At 65.7% G+C, this 17137-nt stretch carries 19 protein-coding genes; 12 read left to right on the forward strand and 7 right to left on the reverse strand.

Annotated features, from left to right (window positions below):
- Positions 1-25 precede the first annotated feature (25 nt).
- Entirely contained in the window at positions 26-841 is an 816-nt protein-coding gene (locus Q7V46_RS16865) for an alpha/beta fold hydrolase (protein WP_304914725.1), read from the reverse strand.
- Entirely contained in the window at positions 838-1971 is a 1134-nt protein-coding gene (locus tag Q7V46_RS16870; protein ID WP_304914726.1) for a peptidase M29, read from the reverse strand. The genes Q7V46_RS16865 and Q7V46_RS16870 overlap by 4 nt, the downstream gene beginning before the upstream one ends.
- Before the next feature lie 88 nt (positions 1972-2059).
- Between Q7V46_RS16870 and Q7V46_RS16875 the strand changes: the two genes are divergently transcribed.
- Complete coding sequence (locus tag Q7V46_RS16875) at positions 2060-2581, forward strand: flavin reductase family protein (protein ID WP_304914727.1); 522 nt, start codon at positions 2060-2062, stop codon at positions 2579-2581.
- Between the two features lie 222 nt (positions 2582-2803).
- Positions 2804-3235 carry a MarR family winged helix-turn-helix transcriptional regulator gene (locus tag Q7V46_RS16880; RefSeq protein WP_304914728.1) on the forward strand — a complete coding sequence of 144 codons (432 nt, stop codon included), beginning with the start codon at positions 2804-2806 and terminating at the stop codon, positions 3233-3235.
- Between the two features lie 31 nt (positions 3236-3266).
- On the opposite strand, the gene Q7V46_RS16885 is transcribed toward Q7V46_RS16880, so the two are convergent.
- Positions 3267-3656 (reverse strand): winged helix-turn-helix domain-containing protein, encoded by a 390-nt coding sequence (locus Q7V46_RS16885; protein WP_304914729.1) that lies wholly within the window; start codon positions 3654-3656, stop codon positions 3267-3269.
- 146 nt (positions 3657-3802) lie between these two features.
- Here Q7V46_RS16885 and modA point away from each other — a divergent pair, with 146 nt between their 5' ends.
- The 5 genes from modA (at position 3803) to Q7V46_RS16910 (ending at position 9188) form a co-directional block, all read left to right on the forward strand.
- Positions 3803-4591, forward strand: coding sequence for a molybdate ABC transporter substrate-binding protein (gene modA / locus Q7V46_RS16890; RefSeq protein WP_304914730.1), 789 nt, complete (start codon positions 3803-3805; stop codon positions 4589-4591).
- An 18-nt stretch (positions 4592-4609) separates the two neighbouring features.
- Positions 4610-5275 (forward strand): molybdate ABC transporter permease subunit, encoded by a 666-nt coding sequence (gene modB / locus Q7V46_RS16895; RefSeq protein ID WP_304914731.1) that lies wholly within the window; start codon positions 4610-4612, stop codon positions 5273-5275.
- On the forward strand, positions 5272-6405 hold the full coding sequence (locus Q7V46_RS16900) for an ABC transporter ATP-binding protein (protein ID WP_304914732.1): 1134 nt from the start codon (positions 5272-5274) through the stop codon (positions 6403-6405). The genes modB and Q7V46_RS16900 overlap by 4 nt, the downstream gene beginning before the upstream one ends.
- 111 nt (positions 6406-6516) lie before the next feature.
- Positions 6517-7416: a DMT family transporter gene (locus Q7V46_RS16905; RefSeq protein ID WP_304914733.1), complete on the forward strand. Its 900-nt coding sequence runs from the start codon at positions 6517-6519 to the stop codon at positions 7414-7416.
- Positions 7417-7778: 362 nt separating this feature from the next.
- Positions 7779-9188: an amidase gene (locus Q7V46_RS16910; RefSeq protein WP_304914734.1), complete on the forward strand. Its 1410-nt coding sequence runs from the start codon at positions 7779-7781 to the stop codon at positions 9186-9188.
- Between the two features lie 26 nt (positions 9189-9214).
- Here Q7V46_RS16910 and Q7V46_RS16915 read toward each other — a convergent pair whose 3' ends face one another.
- Positions 9215-9622: a DUF3703 domain-containing protein gene (locus Q7V46_RS16915; RefSeq protein WP_304914735.1), complete on the reverse strand. Its 408-nt coding sequence runs from the start codon at positions 9620-9622 to the stop codon at positions 9215-9217.
- On the reverse strand, positions 9606-10262 hold the full coding sequence (locus Q7V46_RS16920; RefSeq protein WP_304914736.1) for a cation transporter: 657 nt from the start codon (positions 10260-10262) through the stop codon (positions 9606-9608). Before Q7V46_RS16920 ends, Q7V46_RS16915 begins: the two co-directional genes overlap by 17 nt.
- Positions 10263-10344: 82 nt before the next feature.
- Between Q7V46_RS16920 and cadR the strand changes: the two genes are divergently transcribed.
- The 5 genes from cadR (at position 10345) to Q7V46_RS16945 (ending at position 13678) form a co-directional block, all read left to right on the forward strand.
- Complete coding sequence (gene cadR, locus Q7V46_RS16925) at positions 10345-10782, forward strand: Cd(II)/Pb(II)-responsive transcriptional regulator (RefSeq protein WP_304914737.1); 438 nt, start codon at positions 10345-10347, stop codon at positions 10780-10782.
- 112 nt (positions 10783-10894) lie between these two features.
- Complete coding sequence (locus tag Q7V46_RS16930; RefSeq protein ID WP_304914738.1) at positions 10895-11170, forward strand: metal-sensing transcriptional repressor; 276 nt, start codon at positions 10895-10897, stop codon at positions 11168-11170.
- A 26-nt stretch (positions 11171-11196) separates the two neighbouring features.
- Complete coding sequence (locus Q7V46_RS16935; RefSeq protein WP_370690377.1) at positions 11197-11862, forward strand: HupE/UreJ family protein; 666 nt, start codon at positions 11197-11199, stop codon at positions 11860-11862.
- Between the two features lie 11 nt (positions 11863-11873).
- Complete coding sequence (locus Q7V46_RS16940; protein WP_304914740.1) at positions 11874-12533, forward strand: transmembrane anchor protein; 660 nt, start codon at positions 11874-11876, stop codon at positions 12531-12533.
- A gap of 83 nt (positions 12534-12616) precedes the next feature.
- Positions 12617-13678 carry a DMT family transporter gene (locus Q7V46_RS16945; protein WP_304914741.1) on the forward strand — a complete coding sequence of 354 codons (1062 nt, stop codon included), beginning with the start codon at positions 12617-12619 and terminating at the stop codon, positions 13676-13678.
- A 73-nt stretch (positions 13679-13751) separates the two neighbouring features.
- Here Q7V46_RS16945 and Q7V46_RS16950 read toward each other — a convergent pair whose 3' ends face one another.
- Positions 13752-14756, reverse strand: coding sequence for a tripartite tricarboxylate transporter substrate binding protein (locus Q7V46_RS16950; RefSeq protein WP_304914742.1), 1005 nt, complete (start codon positions 14754-14756; stop codon positions 13752-13754).
- Between the two features lie 136 nt (positions 14757-14892).
- The gene (locus tag Q7V46_RS16955) at positions 14893-17067 is read right to left on the reverse strand and encodes an acetoacetate--CoA ligase (protein WP_304914743.1); all 2175 of its coding nucleotides are present in this window, start codon (positions 17065-17067) and stop codon (positions 14893-14895) included.
- Positions 17068-17137 lie beyond the last annotated feature (70 nt).

Below are 17137 nucleotides of genomic sequence, written 5' to 3' on the forward strand. Positions count from 1 at the left end.
TCACCTTCGTGGGCAAAGCATGTGATCAGTGCGCGTCGGCCAGTGGTGGCGGCGCGGGTTCGTTCAGGAAGTCGAGTACCAGCGCATCGAATGCTTCGGGCGCTTCCAGGTTCATCAGGTGGCCGACGCCGTTGATCTGTTCAAAACGTGAGCGGGGAATCGCGTCGGCCATCTGGCCCATCACGGCAGGTGCCGCCACGCGGTCGAACTCGCCGCCAATGAGCAGTGTGGGCACGCGGATGTCCGCCAGGGCGCGTTGGCGGTCGAAGGTAACCAGGCACTCCAGCGCACGACGGTAGGTGGCTGCGGGCACACCGGCCATGCAGTGCTCGGCCAGGCGCGCGCCTTCGGGCAGCGAGCCAGGCCCCACCATTTGCGGCACCAACAGGCGCGCCATGTCTGCCATGGTCTTTCCCTCGTCCAGCGGCGCGGTCCGCTGACCGATGAACTGGCGCGCCCACGACTCGGCCGAGCGGCCATCGCTGCGCCTACCGAACGCGGCCGATGTGCCTGCCAGCACGAGGCGGCTGACCTTGTCGGGCCGACGCGCGATCACCTCCTGCGCCACCATGCCTCCCATGCTGTGGCCCAAGAGAATCACGTCGGCGCATTGCAGTGCATCAATGAGGTCGATGCAACTCTGGGCCAGGCCTTTGAATGTGTAGGGTTCGATGGGTGCACTGCGTCCGTAGCCGGGCATGTCCCAGGCGACAGCGCGGTAGCCGGCACTGGCCAGCGTTTCCACCTGCGGTGCGAACGCCAGGTGGCCGCCGCCGATGCCGTGCAGCATGAGCACGGTTGGGCCATCACCCAGGACGGTGAATGTGGGCAGGCCGTTCATTCGGAAACCTTGCCCGCAGCGATGACAACGCTGTCGTCAAGAGTGACGGTGCAGCTGCGCATTGGAAAATCAAAGTGACCGCGCGTGTGACGGCCGGCAACTTCATTGGCACCGGTGCTGTAGAGAAAATTGCCGGCGATGGCGCGCAGCTCGGTACCGTTGAAGTCGCGTTTGTCGTACAGGGCCATGCTGTCCCAGCGGGCTTGCTCGTTCAAACCGTAGCCGACATGGCTCACTGAATAAGACGGCGCCCCCACGCTCCGCCGCTGCGCGGGTCGCTGCCCCCCGAGGGGGCTCGCTTCACCTTGGGGCGGCCCGGCGGTGAAGCCCTCCAGTTCGGCCCACGCAGCGTAGTGACCTCGCAGCAGTTCTGCATCGACCCCGCTGCCTTCAATGCGCGTGATGCTGTCGTTCTCGATGGTCAGCACGATGGGCCGTTCGATGTAACGCTTGAAAGTCAGGTTCACATCGCCTTCGGCCAGCACCAGCGTGCCATTGACCGTGCCCTGCGCGGGGAAGGCCAGCACCAGTCCGCCCGGCCAGTGTGTGAGCGTGCCGGGGCGGGTGGTGCTGCCCCAGTTGCCACCCACCGTGGCGCCCTGCAGGCGAACAGTGAGGTCGGTGCCGGCAGCCGATGTGACGCGCATGCGGGTGGCGCTGCGCAAGCGCTTCACGTGGGCCTTGACGCGGGCCTCTGTGGCGTCGTCGGGCAGCAGGCGCACCAGCGCTTCAGGGTGTTCGTTGCTGATGTAGACGATGCGCGGCTGGGTCTGCCCGTTGCCTTTCAGGATGGCGGGCAACTCGGGTGCGTGCATCAGTCCTTCGACCGTGCAGTCGAGCACCAGGGTGCAGCCTGAGAGTGCCGCAATCACGGGCGCCAGACCCTGAATGGCCGGACTGGCGCCGGTAGAGCGGGCAACGGGCTCGGCGGTGGAGAACACGGAAGGCAGGGTGATCGTGAAAACCTGCACACCCGTGCGTGCGGCGGCCAGGCGGGCGAGCTCCATCAAGATGGGACGGCTCTGTGTTTCACCGAGAATGGCAACCGTGTCCCCCGTTTGTAGGGCGCATCGGCGCAGGACCTCTTCGAAGGCGGCGATCCAGGCCGGTTCGGCCCGCTCTTGCAGCATACTGTCTCCTCTTCCGGTGACCGTCGACCAACAGGGACATTGGTACGGATGTTGTCATTATTCATGAATTTTCATATAAATTCCACGCATGTCCCCAGCCCGTCAAGCCGGCCATCAGGCGCGGCCCCCTGATTTCTCCTCGCTCGAATTTCGAGCGTCGTTGGGCATGTTCGCCACCGGCGTGACCATCGTGACTGCGCGAACAAGCACGGGCGAACTGGTGGGACTGACCGCGAGTTCCTTCAACTCCGTCTCGCTTGACCCTCCACTGGTGTTATGGAGCCTGGCTACTGTGGCGGGGTCCATGTCGGCTTTTTCCAATGGCCGGCACTACGCCATCAATGTGCTGGCGGCCGACCAGCAGCAACTGGCCGAGCGTTTCGCCTCACCGGTGGCGGACCGCTGGGCAGGGGTGAGCTTCACGGAAGGCGTCAACGGTGCACCGCTGCTGGCAGGTGCGGTGGCCAGCTTCGAGTGTTTCAACCGCAGCCAGTACGCCGAGGGCGACCATGTGATTTTTGTGGGTGAGGTGGAGCGCTGTGGCCACCGCCCCGGCGTAGCGCCGCTGCTGTACCACGGTGGGCGGTTCTACACCGAGCACCCGCTGTGATGGGACACCCCCCTGCGCCGCTGCGCGGCTTCCCCCCTCTCTGGCGCGCCCTTGGGGCGCCTGGAGGGGAGACGGCATCTTGGGCCGGCGGAGCCGGACCCTTGATACCCCTGGATGGAGACACTTCTCTCGCTCCCTCTGGGACATGCTTGGCCTGCCCTGAAGCCGTGGAAGGTATCTAAGGGCCGTGGCCGAGCCTTTCAACGACCTCCTCCCTGCCGCATGACGACCCACGGTCGCTTTGTTGACGACTACCTCGGCTACCTGCTGGGCCAGGCCAATCACGCGCTGTTCAAGGACTTCGAGGCGGTGGTGCGCGAAGCCGGCCTGAGCTCGCTGGAATGGCGTGTGCTGGCCACGCTGAGCGGTCAGCCTGGTTTGCCGGTGGGGCAACTGGCACACGAAGTGCTGAGCCAGCAGCCCACCGTGACCAAGCTGGTCCAGCGCCTCGCGGCCCAGGGCTGGGTGGCTTTGCTGGGCGATCCGGTTGACCAGCGGCGTACCTTGGTGACAATCACACCCGCGGGGCAGAAGAAGGCGTCTGCCCTGATCGAACAAGCGCGCGAGCACGAGGCGCACACCTTGCGGGGCCTGAGCGCTGCCGACATCACCAGGCTCAAGCGCCAACTGCGCCGGCTGGCTCAGCCCGGCTGAACACCCGCAAGGCCGATGCTGGGGGACGGACTCAAACCGATCCGCCCGCCTCTGGCCGGATCATGGCCACCAGCTTGGGTAGCCGCCTGGCCACAGCGCGTTCTGCATCGCGCTCGATGGCACGGTACAGATTCAGCGCCTGGGCGCCGGCCTCCGTGAGCGCCGCACCGCCGCCGGCGGAGCCGCCGCGCTGGGTCAGCACCAGCGGTTCGAAGAAATCCTGGTTCATGGATTTCACCAGCGACCACACACGCTGGTAGCTCATGCCAAGCCGACGACCCGCTTCCGCAATAGAGCCGGTCTCCGCGATGGCCTGCAGCACATCTGCCTTACCCGGACCAATGGCCACCGCGTGCTTGAGCTGCACCCGAAACCGGGTTTTGGCGTCCAGCAGTGAGGTACTGAGTGTGGGCTTCAACATGCCGCGTATTGTCGCGCAGCGATGCCAGGCCGGCTGAACGAAAGTCGCCTTGTGAATTACCGTCGATATACTCGTCAAACGATATCGAAACTGAAATAGTTCGAAGCATCCCGCGTATTGCCATGTACCTCACCCGGAACCTCGCCATGAGATCAACTCACTTTGCTTTTGCCCGCAGTGCAGCTGGTCTTCTGCTGTCACTGGCCGCGCTGCATTCCGCCAGCGCCCAGACCGTGCCGACGCTCGCCGCAGCATCGGACCTGAAGTTCGCCATTGAAGAAGTAGCGGCCCAGTTCGAAAAATCCACCGGCCAGAAGCTGCGCCTCGTGTTCGGCTCATCGGGCAACTTCAAGACTCAGATCCTGCAAGGGGCGCCGTTTCATCTGTTCATGTCGGCCGACGAAAACTTCGTCTACGAACTGGCCGACGCCGGCAAGACGGAAGACCGGGGTCGCGCCTATGCGGTCGGTCGCATCGGCATCATGGTGCCGCACGGCTCGCCCTTGAAGGCAGACGGTGAGCTTAAGGATCTGGCGGCTGCGCTGAGAGACGGCCGGCTGCAGAAGTTCGCCATCGCCAACCCCGACCACGCACCCTACGGTGCGCGGGCCATGGAAGCGCTCAAGCACCAGCAGCTGTGGGACGGGCTGCAGGGTAAGCTGGTGCTGGGCGAGAACATTTCCCAGGCCGCGCAGTTCGCCACCTCCGGCTCGGCGCAGGGTGGCATCATCGCCTACTCGTTGGCGCTGGCACCCACCGTGGCGAGGCTGGGCAGCTTTGCGCTGATCCCCGAGCAATGGCACCAACCCCTTAAGCAGCGCATGGTGCTGGTCAAGGGTGCGCCACCAGAAGCGCGTGCTTTTTATGACTACATTTCCACTGCCCCCGCACAAGAAATCATGGTGCGCCATGGCTTCGCGATGCCCAAGCACTGACCGACTTTCACGAACCCCATGGACTGGCAGGCGCTGATTCTTTCGCTGGAACTGGCCGCGGTCACGCTGCTGGTGTTGCTGCCTGCCGGTGTGTGGCTGGGGCGCTGGCTGGCCTACACCGGGTTTGCCGGCAAGGCCTGGATTGAAGCGGTGGTGGTGCTGCCCCTGGTGCTGCCACCCACCGTGCTGGGCTACTACCTGCTGGTGGCCATGGGCGGTGCATCGCCCCTGGGCGCGTGGCTGGCCAACACCTTCGGCGTGCAACTGACATTCAACTTTCTGGGCCTGCTGATTGCCTCGCTCATCTTCAATGTCCCGTTTCTGGTGCAACCGGTGCAGCGCGCGTTCGAGGCCATTCCGCGCGATCTGGCCGAGGCGGCCGCGGTGAGCGGTCTATCGGGCTGGCAGACCTTCTGGCGTGTGGAGCTGCCGCTGGCCTGGCCGGGCGTGCTGTCGGCCAGCGTGCTGACCTTCGTGCACACACTCGGTGAATTCGGTGTGGTGCTGATGGTGGGTGGCAGCATCCCGGGCGAGACGCGCACCATTGCCATCTCGATCTACGACAAGGTGCAGTCTTTTGATCTGGCCGGTGCCAACCAGATGGCACTGTTGCTGCTGGTGTTCTCGCTGGTGGCGGTGGGCGCGTCGTTCTTCGCGTCGGCACGACTGGCGGTGCGCAGATGAGCCTCACCGACCGGGCGCTCTTCGCCGAGGTGGCGCAAGACCTGCCCATGTCCCTGCACAGCAGCCTGCGTTGCGAAGCGGGTGAATTGCTGGCGCTGGTGGGGCCATCGGGCGCGGGCAAGACCTCGATGATGCGTGTACTGGCCGGTTTGATGCGCCCGCAGAGCGGCAAGGTGGTGGTGGGTGGCGAGGTCTGGTGCGACACGCAGCAGGGTATCTGGCTGCCACCGCAACGTCGCCACGTGGGCCTGGTGTTCCAGAACTACGCGCTGATGCCACATCTGAGCGCGCAGGGCAATGTGACCTTGTCACTGCTGCACCTGCCCCCCACTGAACGCTCACGGCAAGCCCGCCACTGGCTGGATCATGTGGGCCTGAGCGCCGACCAGCAGGACCGCCGTCCCGCAGCCCTCTCAGGTGGGCAGCAGCAGCGCGTGGCCGTGGCACGCGCACTGGCGCGCGAACCCAGCCTGCTGCTGCTGGACGAACCCTTTTCTGCGGTGGACCAGATGAACCGCCAGGGCCTGTACCGGTTGTTGGCCGATCTTCGACGCGAACTGGAGATACCGATCATTCTTGTCACCCACGACCTGAACGAGGCCCGCATGCTGGCCGACCGGCTGGTGGTGATGGACGCCGGCCGCGTGCTGCAGACCGGCACGCCAGCCAGCATCCACGACGCGCCGCGCAACGCCCGTGTCGCCGACCTGGTCGGTATCCACAATCGCTTCCAGGGTGTCTGGCTGGGCAAAGCTGGGACGACGGGCATGGGGCGGATGCGCTGGGTGGCGACCACGAGCAAAGGCATGCGGGGAGACGCCCCGGTGCTCACCGTGCGCGACAAAGGCAGGCTGCCCGATGGCCAGGAAGTGACCTGGGTGATCCCGAGTGACGGCATCACGCTGCTGGCACCGGGTGCCCATGCACCTGGCGACTTCGCTGCAGAGGTGGTGGAAGCCAGGCATCTGGGCGAGATCACGCTGGCAACGCTGGCACTCGCGGCCGTGCCGGGTGCGCCACTGCGACTCACGCTGTCAGGCGCGCAGCGCCAGCGTCTGGTGGCGGGTGCGCGATGCTGGGTGCGGCTGGCCATGGACAAGGTGCATGTGATGCCGGTGCGTTCGCCTTGAAGGCGATGCGCACGCTCCAGTCGGATCGTCTGCCGGCTCTCTTCTGAGCCAAGGCATCCGCGTCGCGCACCTCACAGGCAACGCGCCTGCCTTGCCCTAACATCGCTGGCCATGATCGCCCTCCAACGCAAGACACACCTCGACACGCTCGCCGTCACCCTGCTGGTGGCGTGCTGCGCCTTTTGGGGTTTCCAGCAGATCCTCATCAAGTTCGCGGTGCAGGAGATTCCGCCGCTGTGGCAGGCCTCCCTGCGCATGGTGGGTGCCACCGCCCTGCTCTGGCTTTGGTGCTTGGCGCGGGGTGTGAAGCTGTTCGAACGCGACGGCACGCTGGGCGCGGGCCTGCTCGCGGGCCTGCTGTTTGCCGGCGAGTTCTGTTTCATCTACCTGGGCCTGATGCACACCAGTGCGTCGCGCCTCACGGTGTTTCTCTACACCAGCCCGTTCGTGGTGGCGCTGCTGCTACCTCGCGTGATCCCCAGCGAAGCCCTGCGCCGCATCCAGTGGATCGGGCTGACACTGGCGTTTATGGCGGTGGCCATCGCGTTCAGCGAAGGCTTCCTGCAGCACTCGCCTGTGGCCGGCCAGTGGAAAGGCGATGCCATGGGGCTGGCCGCCGGCATCCTGTGGGGGCTGACCACCCTCACCATCCGCGCCACCCGGCTCTCTGGCGCCAGCGCCGAAAAGACGCTGTTCTATCAATTGGGTGTGACCGCGCTGGTGGCGCCGGTGCTGTCGCTCGCGTTGGGTGAGTCCTGGGGCTTCGGGTATTCGACGCTGGCCTGGGTTTCGGTGGCGCTGCAGACCGTGGTGGGCGCCTTCATCAGCTACCTCACCTGGATGTGGATGCTGCGCCACTACCCGGCCACACAGATGAGCACCTTCACTTTCCTCACCCCCGTGTTTGCATTGGTGTTCGGTGTGGTGCTGCTGGGCGAGCCGCTGACGGTGCAACTGGTGGTGGCGCTGGTGGGGGTGGCGGTGGGCATTGTTCTCGTGAGCAGGAGATAGGAACACCCCCCGCGCCGCCTGCGGCGTCACCCCCCTGAAGGGGGGCGCACCCAGTGGCCTGGCGAAGCCAGTTCCACGGGTGCTCTGGAAGAACGCCCCCTCGCCGGAGACAGTACCTTGCTCCCTCGCCCCTCTGGGGAGAGGGTTGGGGTGAGGGGCAGGCAGGAGGTCACCCCCCGCGTCGCCTGCGGCGGCACCCCCCTGAAGGGGGGCGACACCAGAGGCCAGTCCTGAGCCTGTCGAAGGGCGGTTCCGCGGTACCTCTGGAATAAGGCACGTCAAGCGTGGCGGGTTGCGCTTTATCGCGGTACAACCTGTTTGCGAAATACAGCAGCCTGTCTCCACCCTCAATCCATCTGCCCATGACACAAGCCCTCCACAACCTGTCTGCCACCGAGATGGTGGCTGCCTATGCCGCTGGGCGTCTGTCGCCTGTGGAAGTTGCGCAAGCGGTGCTGGCCCACATCGAGCGATGTGAGCCGGTGCTGAAGGCGACTTACGCTTTCGACCCTGAGGGAGCGATGGTGATGGCGCGTGAGTCTGAAGCGCGTTGGCGTGCGGGTGAGCCTTTGCGTTGCGGGGGTGTGAGCATCGATGGAGTACCTGTGACCATCAAGGAGAACATTGCCACGCGTGGCGTGCCCATGCCGCTGGGCACGGCCGCAACCGATCTGGTGCCTGCCGCGCAGGATGCGCCGCCTGCGGCGCGTTTGCGTGAAGCGGGTGCGGTGTTCCTGGGCAAGACCACCATGCCGGAGTACGGCATGCTGTCGTCCGGCCTGTCCAGCTTTCATCCGCTCACGCGCAACCCGTGGAACACGGCCATGAACCCCGGTGGCTCCAGCGCGGGTGCGGGTGCTGGGGCCGCTGCAGGTTATGGGCCGCTGCACATCGGCACCGACATCGGTGGTTCGGTGCGGCTGCCGGCCGCGTGGTGTGGTGTGGTGGGCTTCAAGCCCAGCCTGGGGCGTGTGCCCATCGACCCGCCCTACATGGGCCGCTGTGCGGGGCCGATGACGCGTACCGTGACCGACGCGGCACTGATGATGGCGGTGCTCTCGCAACCGGACACGCGCGACCACATGAGCCTGCCGCCAGCGCAGATCCCCTGGCTGGACCTGCAGCGCGATCTCAAGGACCTTCGCATCGGGTTGTTGCTGGACGCAGGCTGCGGCATGCCGGTGGATCCGCAGGTTGTGGATGCAGTGAGCGCCGCTGCGCGTCTGTTCGAAGCCGCTGGCGCCAGCGTGGAACCGATGCGGCCCTGGATGAGCGACGAAATGCTGCACGGCATGGACCGCTTCTGGCGCATCCGCTCGGGCTGTGACGTGATGGCCCTGCCGGCTGACAAGCGCTCGCGCATGCTGCCCATCGTGCGCACCTGGGCCGAGGGTGGCCTGGGCTTCAGTGGCGAGCAGGCGTTTCAGGCCTACAGCGCGTCCGTGAAGATCCGGGCAAACACGGTGGCCGCCACCTTGCCGTTTGACTTTGTGCTCTCACCGGTGTCGCCCAACACCAGTTTCCTGGCCGAGTGGGCCTACCCCACGAACAAGGTGGAGCAGGCCATGGACCACATTGGGTTCACGGTGCCGTTCAGCATGAGCGAGCAGCCTGCGATTTCGGTAGGCTGCGGGTACGACCAGAACGGCGTGCCGATGGGCCTGCAGATTGCCGGGCGGCGTTTTGACGACCTGGGTGTGCTGCAGATGGCGCGGGCGTTTGAGCAGATGCGGCCTGCGCAGCGCGCGTGGCCAGCGGTGGTCGCGAACTGAACCGGTTATTCGGTGAAGCTCAAGCCCTATCTGCCCACATCACCGGAAGCGAACCCCGCCGCACGCGCCTGCTCGATCAACGCGTTCAGTTCGGGGCGAACCGGCAGGGGCTTGAAGGCACTCACCGTGGACCGCCCCGGGTTGCCCAGCGGCAGGCGACCCGTGAGGTGCCCCAGCGGCACCAGGGCCAGCCTGAACAACTGCCCCGCAGCCTCGGGCCAGTCCATCGTGCGCACCGCCAAACCCAGCATGAGCACATGCGATTCCACGTGTGGCCCGAAGTGGCGCTGACCCACCACGTGCGCGGCCTCCAGTGCCAGCCAGGCTTGCGCCTGCAAATCAGCATCCCTGGCGGTCTTGGCCCGGTGGATCAGTTCGGCAAAGACAGGCACATCAAAGCTAGCGGTGGACGGGTGTTCAGTGAACATGGCCATGGCGCTCCTCCTCATCGCGCGCCTGCCCAATTTCAGCCCTCGCCTGCCTGAGCACCGACCAGCCGCCGTGCAGCGCCAGCGCCGCCATGAGGCTGGCCACCAGCAGGTCAGGCCAGGCCGAACCGGTACCCAGAACGCCCAGAGCGGCCATCAGCACGGCCACATTCCCGATGGCATCGTTGCGAGAACACAGCCACACGCTGCGCATGTTGGCGTCACCTTCACGAAACGCGTAAAGCATCCAGGCCACGCCCACATTGGCCAGCAGCGCCAGCACCGCGACGACGCCCATGGTCAGTGCCTGCGGCACCTCGCCGTGCCAGACCGACCACAGCGCAGCCCCCAGCACATACAGGCCAAAGCCCATCATGCTGACAGCTTTGAGAATGGCCGCGCGTGCGCGCCACGCGAGCGCCGAGGCCAGCACCGCGAGCGACACGCCGTAGTTCAGCGCGTCACCGGCAAAATCCACCGCATCGGCCAGCAACGCAAGCGAACCGGACTGCAGGCTTGCGCTGATTTCGACGAAAAACATAACGGCGTTGACCAGCAACGCAATCCAGAGGATCTTGCGGTAGCGGGCCAGGTTGGCGATGGCGCCGGGCTTGGGGGTGTCGTGTTCGCAGCATGGGGCCGACATGGTGATTCCTTTCAGTCAGTTGATTGGAAACCCTGTAGTCACTACAGTGTCAACATCTCTTTTCAACCGGGAGCCACCCAACATGCAGATCAAGGAACTGGCCAGCGCCACGGGCGTGGATGTGGAGACCATCCGCTACTACGAAAAACAGGGCCTGCTGCCCGAACCGGCACGGCGTGACAACGGTTACCGCAATTACGAGGGCGCGCACCTGGAGCGGCTGTCCTTCATCCGCCACTGCCGCGCGCTGGACATGCCGCTGGCCGACGTGAAGCGGCTGCTCGGTTTTGTGGACGATCCCGACGAACATTGTGACGACGTGAACCACCTGGTGGACGACCAGCTGGCTCGCGTGCGGGCACGCCTGAAAAGCATGCGGGCGCTGGAGCGGCAGTTGCTGCAGTTGCGCTCGCGCTGTGCCGGTGCCACCGATGGTCAGCCCTGCGGGATTCTGCATGAACTGGTCTCGGCCGCACATGGTGAGGCCTGCGTCTGCCATGGCGGCGAAGGGCCGCGCTGAAACTTCGCTGCCAGATACCCGCCACGCGCCACATGGCAGGATGAATGAAGCCAGACGGCAGCAAGTCTGAAGGGTTTTTATCCTCTCCAGGAGGATGGGTCACAATGCACTCATGATCGAACACAGACACCTTTCCCACCCCGACCTGATCAAGCGCCTCAAGCGCGCCCACGGTCACCTGTTCAACGTGATCGGCATGCTCGAACAGGGCCGCGAATGCGCCGACATTGCACAGCAGCTTCACGCCGTGGAGAAATCCGTCAGCGCAGCAAAAAAGCTGCTGATTCACGACCATCTGGACCATTGTCTGGAACATGCGGTAGAAGGTACGCCCCGGCAGGCGCGCAACGCCCTGGCCGAGTTCAAGGACATCACCAAGTACCTATGAGCACACTCTCACCACCCCTGGCGCGCATGGCGCTGGGTCTCACCGCCGGACTGTTCTCTTCGGCCGCCCTGGCCCATGCGGTGGCCGAAGGCGACAAGGGCTACATCCAGGAAATCACGGGCGTGCACCTGATGCCGTTCGCCTACCTGGGTGCCAAGCACATGTTCACCGGCTACGACCACATCCTGTTCCTGCTCGGGGTCGTCTTCTTCCTCTACAAGCTCAAGGACATCGCGCTGTACGTGACCCTGTTCGCAGTGGGCCATTCCACCACCATGCTGGCGGGGGTCTATTTCGGCACCTCGATCAACAGCTACCTGATCGATGCGGTGATCGGCTTGTCCATCGTGTACAAGGCGCTGGACAACCTCGGCGCGTTCCAGCGCTGGTTTGGCTTTCAGCCCGACACGCGGCTGGCCACTCTGGTGTTCGGCCTGATCCACGGCTTCGGCCTGGCCACCAAGATCCAGGAGTACGAGATGTCGCGTGATGGCCTGCTGCCCAACCTGCTGTCTTTCAATGTGGGGGTGGAGATCGGCCAGTTGCTGGCGCTGTCTTGCATCCTCATTGCCATGGGTTTCTGGCGCCGCACCGACGGCTTTTTCAAGCACGCCTACACCGCCAATGTGGTGATGATGTCTGCGGGCTTCGTGCTCGTGGGTTTACAGATCACCGGTTATTTTGTTTCCTGAAGAATCACCGCATGTACAACACCGACCTGCCCCAACGCGCCGAGCTGCCCAGCACGGCCCAGCTGCTCAAGTCCACCACCCTGGCCGCCATCGGCGCGCTCGTGCTGCTCGTGGCCGTGGTGCTGCCCAGCGAATACGGCATCGACCCCACCGGCGTGGGTCGTGCGCTGGGCCTCACGGCCATGGGCGAGATCAAGCAGGCGCTGGCCCGCGAGGCTGCCACTGAGACGGCTGCGCCCACCCCGGAGGTGCCGCCAGTAATGGATCCTTCAGCTGCACCTGTCACCGCCGCCGAACCGGTGGCCGCGGCATCATCGACGGCACCCCCCGCCGCCGAGTCGGCCATGCGCAGCGACGAAGTGAGCGTCACGCTGCGGCCCGGCGAGGCTGCCGAATACAAGCTGAGCATGCGTGAAGGCGCCGAGGTGCATTTCGAATGGGCGTCCGCCGGCGGTGGGGTGAACTTCGACGTGCACGGCGACCCGGTGAACGCGCCCCGGGGCTTCTACCACGGGTATGGCAAAGGCCGTGACTCCACCGGCGAGCACGGGGAACTGCTGGCCGCGTTTGACGGCACGCACGGCTGGTTCTGGCGCAACAGGGGCCAGCAAACCGTGACCATCACCCTGAAGGTCCGCGGTTCGTACAGCGCCATCAAACGCATGGTCTGAGCCATGGGCGCGGCGGACATGAGCAAAGCGCCTGCCGCTCCCGCGCCTGCCGGCCCCGTCGCTTTCAGATTGGAGACAAGCCCATGAACGCTGCTCGCTGGCCGGCGCTGCAGGGCGGTCTGCTGGCCGCGTTGTCTGCGGTGCTGTTCGGATTGACCACGCCGCTGCTGAAACTGGCGGGCGAAGGGATCGGACCGTTCACCACCGCCGCCCTGCTCTACGCCGGCGCAGCCGGCGTGGCATGGCTCACGCGCGTGCCTGCGAGGCAGGAGGCCCGGGTGCAGCGCAGCGATGCGGCGCGCCTCTGTGCCATGGCACTGCTGGGCGCGGTGATGGGGCCGGTAGCCCTGGCCTGGGGCCTGCAGCACACCACCGCCACCAGCGCGTCGCTGCTGCTCACGCTGGAAGCCGTCTGCACCATCGCGTTCGCCCGCTGGCTGTATGGCGAGATGCTGGATCGGCGGGTGTGGGCCGCGGTGACCCTGTTGTTGCTCGGTGGCGCGGTGCTGGTGATCGACCAGGGACCGCTGGACCGGCTGCAAGGCCTGGGGCTGGCGGCCGTGGCACTGGCGACCGTCGCCTGGGGTCTGGACAACGCGCTGTCGCGCGGGGTGGCCGATCGCGATCCGGCGCAGGTGGTGGGCATCAAGGCGAGTCTGGGGACGGTGGCCACGGTGGGGCTGGCTGCCGCGGCCGGCGAGGCCACTCCAGGCTGGGCGACCGCCGGAGCGCTGCTGGCGCTGGGTGCCATGGGCTACGGCCTGAGCCTGCGGTTCTATTTGCTGGCGCAGCGCCGCATCGGAGCGGCGCGCACCGGCTCGGTGTTTGCGTTTGCGCCCTTCCTGGGGGCCGCCGCCGCAGTGCTGGCGGGCGAGCGAGCCGCCACCCTGGGCATGGGTATTGCGGCGGGCCTGATGCTGCTGGGCGTGGTGCTGCACCTGGCCGAGCGGCACGACCACGACCACACCCACGAGGCGATGGAACACGAGCACGCCCATGTGCACGGCGATGGCCACCACCTCCACACGCACGATCCCATGCCCACGGAGGCCCACAGCCACCTTCACCGGCACGAGTCCTTGCACCACCGCCATGCCCACGTACCGGACCTTCACCACCAGCACCGGCACACCGAAGACCGCTGACGCGCCTGAATGCACCCATAAAAAAGGCACCCGAAGGTGCCTTGGCAGGAAGAATGCATTGGATGGTCGCAGTTCAGGTCTTCTTGGCCAGCCCCAGGCGCTCGACCGTGGCCTTCTCGGCCAGGAAGGTGCGCTGGGCATACGCCGTGTAGTCGGCCGTGTTCATGTAGATGGCCGGCATGTAGAACTTGTCCAGCGCGCTGATCAGCGCAGGATCCTCCAGTGTCTTGCGGAACCCGTCGTGCAGCACCTTGACCACGGCAGGGTCCATGCCGGCCGGCCCACCGATACCGAAGGGCGACTCGCTGATGGTGTCCCAGCCGCTTTCCTTGACGGTCGGCACGTTGGGGAACGCCTTGGCGCGCTGGCTGCCCAGCGTCGCCAGCAGGCGAAGCTTGCCGCTTTCCACATGCGGGGCGACGTCCAGTGTGCCGCTCATCACCCGAATATGGCCCCCGAGGATCGCGGGCACCAGCTCGGCCGAGCCTTTGTAGGGAATGGGGTTGAGCTTGATGCCGGCCTTTTCGGCGAACTCTTCCACCGCGAGATGCGGCGTGGTGCCCGTGCCGGTGTGGCCGTATTCCAGTTTGCCCGGGTTGGCTTTGGCGTAGGCCACCATTTCCTGGATGGTCTTGAACGGCGCATCCGGCGTGCAGGTGATGGCGAACGTGTAGCCCACCAGACAGACCACATGGGTCAGGTCCTTGATGGGGTCAAAGGGCATGTTCTGCATGTGAGGCAGGCGGTAGATGCCCAGCGGCAACTGGGTGAGCGTGTAGCCGTCGGGCCTGGCATTGACCATGGCCGCGGCTCCCAGCGTACCGCCCACGCCGGGTCGGTTGTCCACCACGATCGGCACGCCGAGCGCGCGGCTGCCGCTCTCGGCGATGGCGCGCATCACTCCGTCACTGGCGCCACCGGCGGGCCAGGGCGCAATCAGGGTGATGGCTCGGGAAGGAAACCTGTCTTGCGCGAATGCGCTGGAACTGAAAAGGGCTGGCGCACCAACGGCGGCGGCACCGCCAGCGGCAGCAGCCAGTACCTGGCGGCGATTCAGGGAGGGCTTGGGGTGGGTCATGGGTGTCTCCTGTTGGGCTGATCGGCTCGGGCATGGCGCCCCGGGCCTCTGAAAATAGCCCCATGCGCGCTCGGGGGAAAGCGGGTCAACCCGATTGAAGGGGTATTTCGGTCGCGCGGGAGACTGCCGCAACGCTTCAGCCCACCGCCCGACAGGCGGCAAACTGCACGTACCAGTCCAGACAACCCGGATTGGCCATGGCCTCCTTGTTGATCACTTTTTCCAGCGGCTGGCCCAGCAACAGCTTCTTGATGGGCAGTTCCTGCTTCTTGCCCGAGAGCGTGCGCGGGATTTCTTCGACCTGGAAAACGTCGTTGGGCACAAAGCGCGGCGACAACGCGGTCTTGATCGCGTCCACGATGCGGGCCCTCATGTCCGCATCCAGCGCCACGCCGGGACGCAGCACCACGAACAGCGGCATGTAGCTCTCGCGGCCCAGGTACTCCAGATCCACCACCATGCTGTCGAGCACCTCGGGCAGCGCCTCCACCGCGCTGTAGAGCTCGCTGGTGCCCATGCGCAGGCCGTGGCGGTTGATCGTGGCATCCGATCGGCCGTAGATCACGCACGAGCCGTCCGGGTGGATGCGCAGCCAGTCGCCATGGCGCCAGACGGCGCCAGCGTCCTTTTCAAGATTGCCACCGCCGGGACGGCGACCGTGACCCTCGGGATACATGTCGAAGTAACTGCCGATCAGGCGCCGGTTGTCGGTGTCGCCCACAAAGTAAAGCGGCATGGACGGAATGGGCTGCGCGCACACCAGCTCGCCCACCTCGTCGATCACCGGCTGCCCCTGCTCGTTCCAGGCCTCCACCGCGCAGCCCATGAGCCGGCACTGCATGCGGCCGGGGGTCTGGGGCAGTTCGCGGTTGCCGCCAATAAACGCCCCCGCAAAGTCGGTGCCGCCTGAGATGTTGCACCACCAGATATTGCCCCCACGCTCCGCCGCTGCGCGGGTCGCTGCCCCCCGAGGGGGCTGATTCGCCTTGGGGCGGCCCGGCGGCGAATCGTCGTTCGCTCCGGCCACAACCCTGAGACGCCGAAACTGCTCTGTCCCCCAGTTCTGCGCCTCTTCCGACAATGGCGACCCGGTGCTGCCCAGCGCCCGCACTTTCGACAGATCGCCACACGCAGACAGGTCCACCCCCGCCTTCAAACAGTTCGCGAAAAACGCCGCCCCCGCGCCAAAGAAGGTCACGTCCGTTTCTGCAGCGAAGCGCCACAGCGTGGTCCAGTCTGGCTTTTCCTTTGAGCCCCCCGGATTGCCATCAAAGATCACGCAGGTGGTGCCGCCCAGCAGGCCGCTGGTCTGTGCGTTCCACATCACCCAGCCGGTGGAGCTGTACCAGTGGTAGCGCTCGCCCCAGCTGTTGGCGTGGTAGCTGCAGCCCACGTCGTTGTGCAGAATCTTCAGAGCCAGCGCCACGATGAGCGTGCCGCCATGACCATGCACGATGGGCTTGGGCAGGCCGGTGGTGCCGCTGCTGTAGACGATCCACAGCGGGTGGTCGAAGGGCAGCCACACGGGCTCGAAAGCCGCGGTGTCCGCATCGTCACGCGATACGGCTTCGGTCCAGTCCGTGCAAGGCGCCAAGACCTGCAACGCATGTTCGCGCGCGGCCTCATCTTCGGCCAGGTTGGTGTGCAGCAGCACGTGCCGCACCGTGGGCAGGGCGGCGCGCAGTTCGGCCACCACGCCCAGCCTGTCAAAGTCCTTGTGGCCGTAGGTGACGCCATCGCACGCGATCAGCACCACCGGCTCGATCTGCCGGAAACGGTCGAGCACGGCGTGGGTGCCCATGTCGGGCGCGCAGATGCTCCACACCGCGCCAATGCTCACCGTGGCCAGAAAAGCCACCATGGCCTCCGGCACGTTGGGCAGGTACGCCGCCACCTTGTCGCCTGGCTTCACGCCCTGCGCCTGCAGATGCAGCGCCAGCGAGGCCACCTGGCGCTGCAGCTCAGGCCAGCTCAGCTCCACTTGCCGGCCTTTTTCGTTTCGGCTGATGACCGCTGCAAAACCCGCTTCGTGCGCCGGCTTCACATGCCGCAACGCCTGCTGCGCGTAGTTCACCCGCGCACCGGGAAACCACTGCGCGCCAGGCATCACGTTGTTCGCCAGCACAGCGGTGTGCGGTGTGGGCGACTGTATGTCGAAGTAGTCCCAGATGCTCTGCCAGAAGGCATCCAGATCGGTGGTGGACCAGCGCCAGAGTGCATCGTAATGGTCGAAGTGCAGGTCGTGGTGTTCGGCCAGCCAGTTCTGGTAGAGGCGGATCTGGGGAATGTGGTCGGGGGATGAAGTGTTCATGGCATCGCTTGTTGTGGGAGCCGGTTGGAGCATGGCCTGTCTCTTGAGACGCAGATTAGCAGGGCGCAAC

It is taken from the genome of Hydrogenophaga sp., assembly GCF_030651625.1.
GTDB lineage: Bacteria > Pseudomonadota > Gammaproteobacteria > Burkholderiales > Burkholderiaceae_C > Hydrogenophaga.

Coding starts and splice junctions, on each gene's coding strand:
- Q7V46_RS16950 (WP_304914742.1), bottom strand. CDS start 14,756: ATGACCCACCCCAAGCCCTCCCTGAATCGCCGCCAGGTACTGGCTGCT.
- Q7V46_RS16900 (WP_304914732.1), top strand. CDS start 5,272: ATGAGCCTCACCGACCGGGCGCTCTTCGCCGAGGTGGCGCAAGACCTG.
- Q7V46_RS16880 (WP_304914728.1), top strand. CDS start 2,804: ATGACGACCCACGGTCGCTTTGTTGACGACTACCTCGGCTACCTGCTG.
- Q7V46_RS16940 (WP_304914740.1), top strand. CDS start 11,874: ATGTACAACACCGACCTGCCCCAACGCGCCGAGCTGCCCAGCACGGCC.
- Q7V46_RS16935 (WP_370690377.1), top strand. CDS start 11,197: ATGGCGCTGGGTCTCACCGCCGGACTGTTCTCTTCGGCCGCCCTGGCC.
- Q7V46_RS16930 (WP_304914738.1), top strand. CDS start 10,895: ATGATCGAACACAGACACCTTTCCCACCCCGACCTGATCAAGCGCCTC.
- Q7V46_RS16905 (WP_304914733.1), top strand. CDS start 6,517: ATGATCGCCCTCCAACGCAAGACACACCTCGACACGCTCGCCGTCACC.
- Q7V46_RS16875 (WP_304914727.1), top strand. CDS start 2,060: ATGTCCCCAGCCCGTCAAGCCGGCCATCAGGCGCGGCCCCCTGATTTC.
- cadR (WP_304914737.1), top strand. CDS start 10,345: ATGCAGATCAAGGAACTGGCCAGCGCCACGGGCGTGGATGTGGAGACC.
- Q7V46_RS16955 (WP_304914743.1), bottom strand. CDS start 17,067: ATGAACACTTCATCCCCCGACCACATTCCCCAGATCCGCCTCTACCAG.
- Q7V46_RS16865 (WP_304914725.1), bottom strand. CDS start 841: ATGAACGGCCTGCCCACATTCACCGTCCTGGGTGATGGCCCAACCGTG.
- modB (WP_304914731.1), top strand. CDS start 4,610: ATGGACTGGCAGGCGCTGATTCTTTCGCTGGAACTGGCCGCGGTCACG.
- Q7V46_RS16920 (WP_304914736.1), bottom strand. CDS start 10,262: ATGTCGGCCCCATGCTGCGAACACGACACCCCCAAGCCCGGCGCCATC.
- modA (WP_304914730.1), top strand. CDS start 3,803: ATGAGATCAACTCACTTTGCTTTTGCCCGCAGTGCAGCTGGTCTTCTG.
- Q7V46_RS16910 (WP_304914734.1), top strand. CDS start 7,779: ATGACACAAGCCCTCCACAACCTGTCTGCCACCGAGATGGTGGCTGCC.
- Q7V46_RS16915 (WP_304914735.1), bottom strand. CDS start 9,622: ATGGCCATGTTCACTGAACACCCGTCCACCGCTAGCTTTGATGTGCCT.
- Q7V46_RS16885 (WP_304914729.1), bottom strand. CDS start 3,656: ATGTTGAAGCCCACACTCAGTACCTCACTGCTGGACGCCAAAACCCGG.
- Q7V46_RS16870 (WP_304914726.1), bottom strand. CDS start 1,971: ATGCTGCAAGAGCGGGCCGAACCGGCCTGGATCGCCGCCTTCGAAGAG.
- Q7V46_RS16945 (WP_304914741.1), top strand. CDS start 12,617: ATGAACGCTGCTCGCTGGCCGGCGCTGCAGGGCGGTCTGCTGGCCGCG.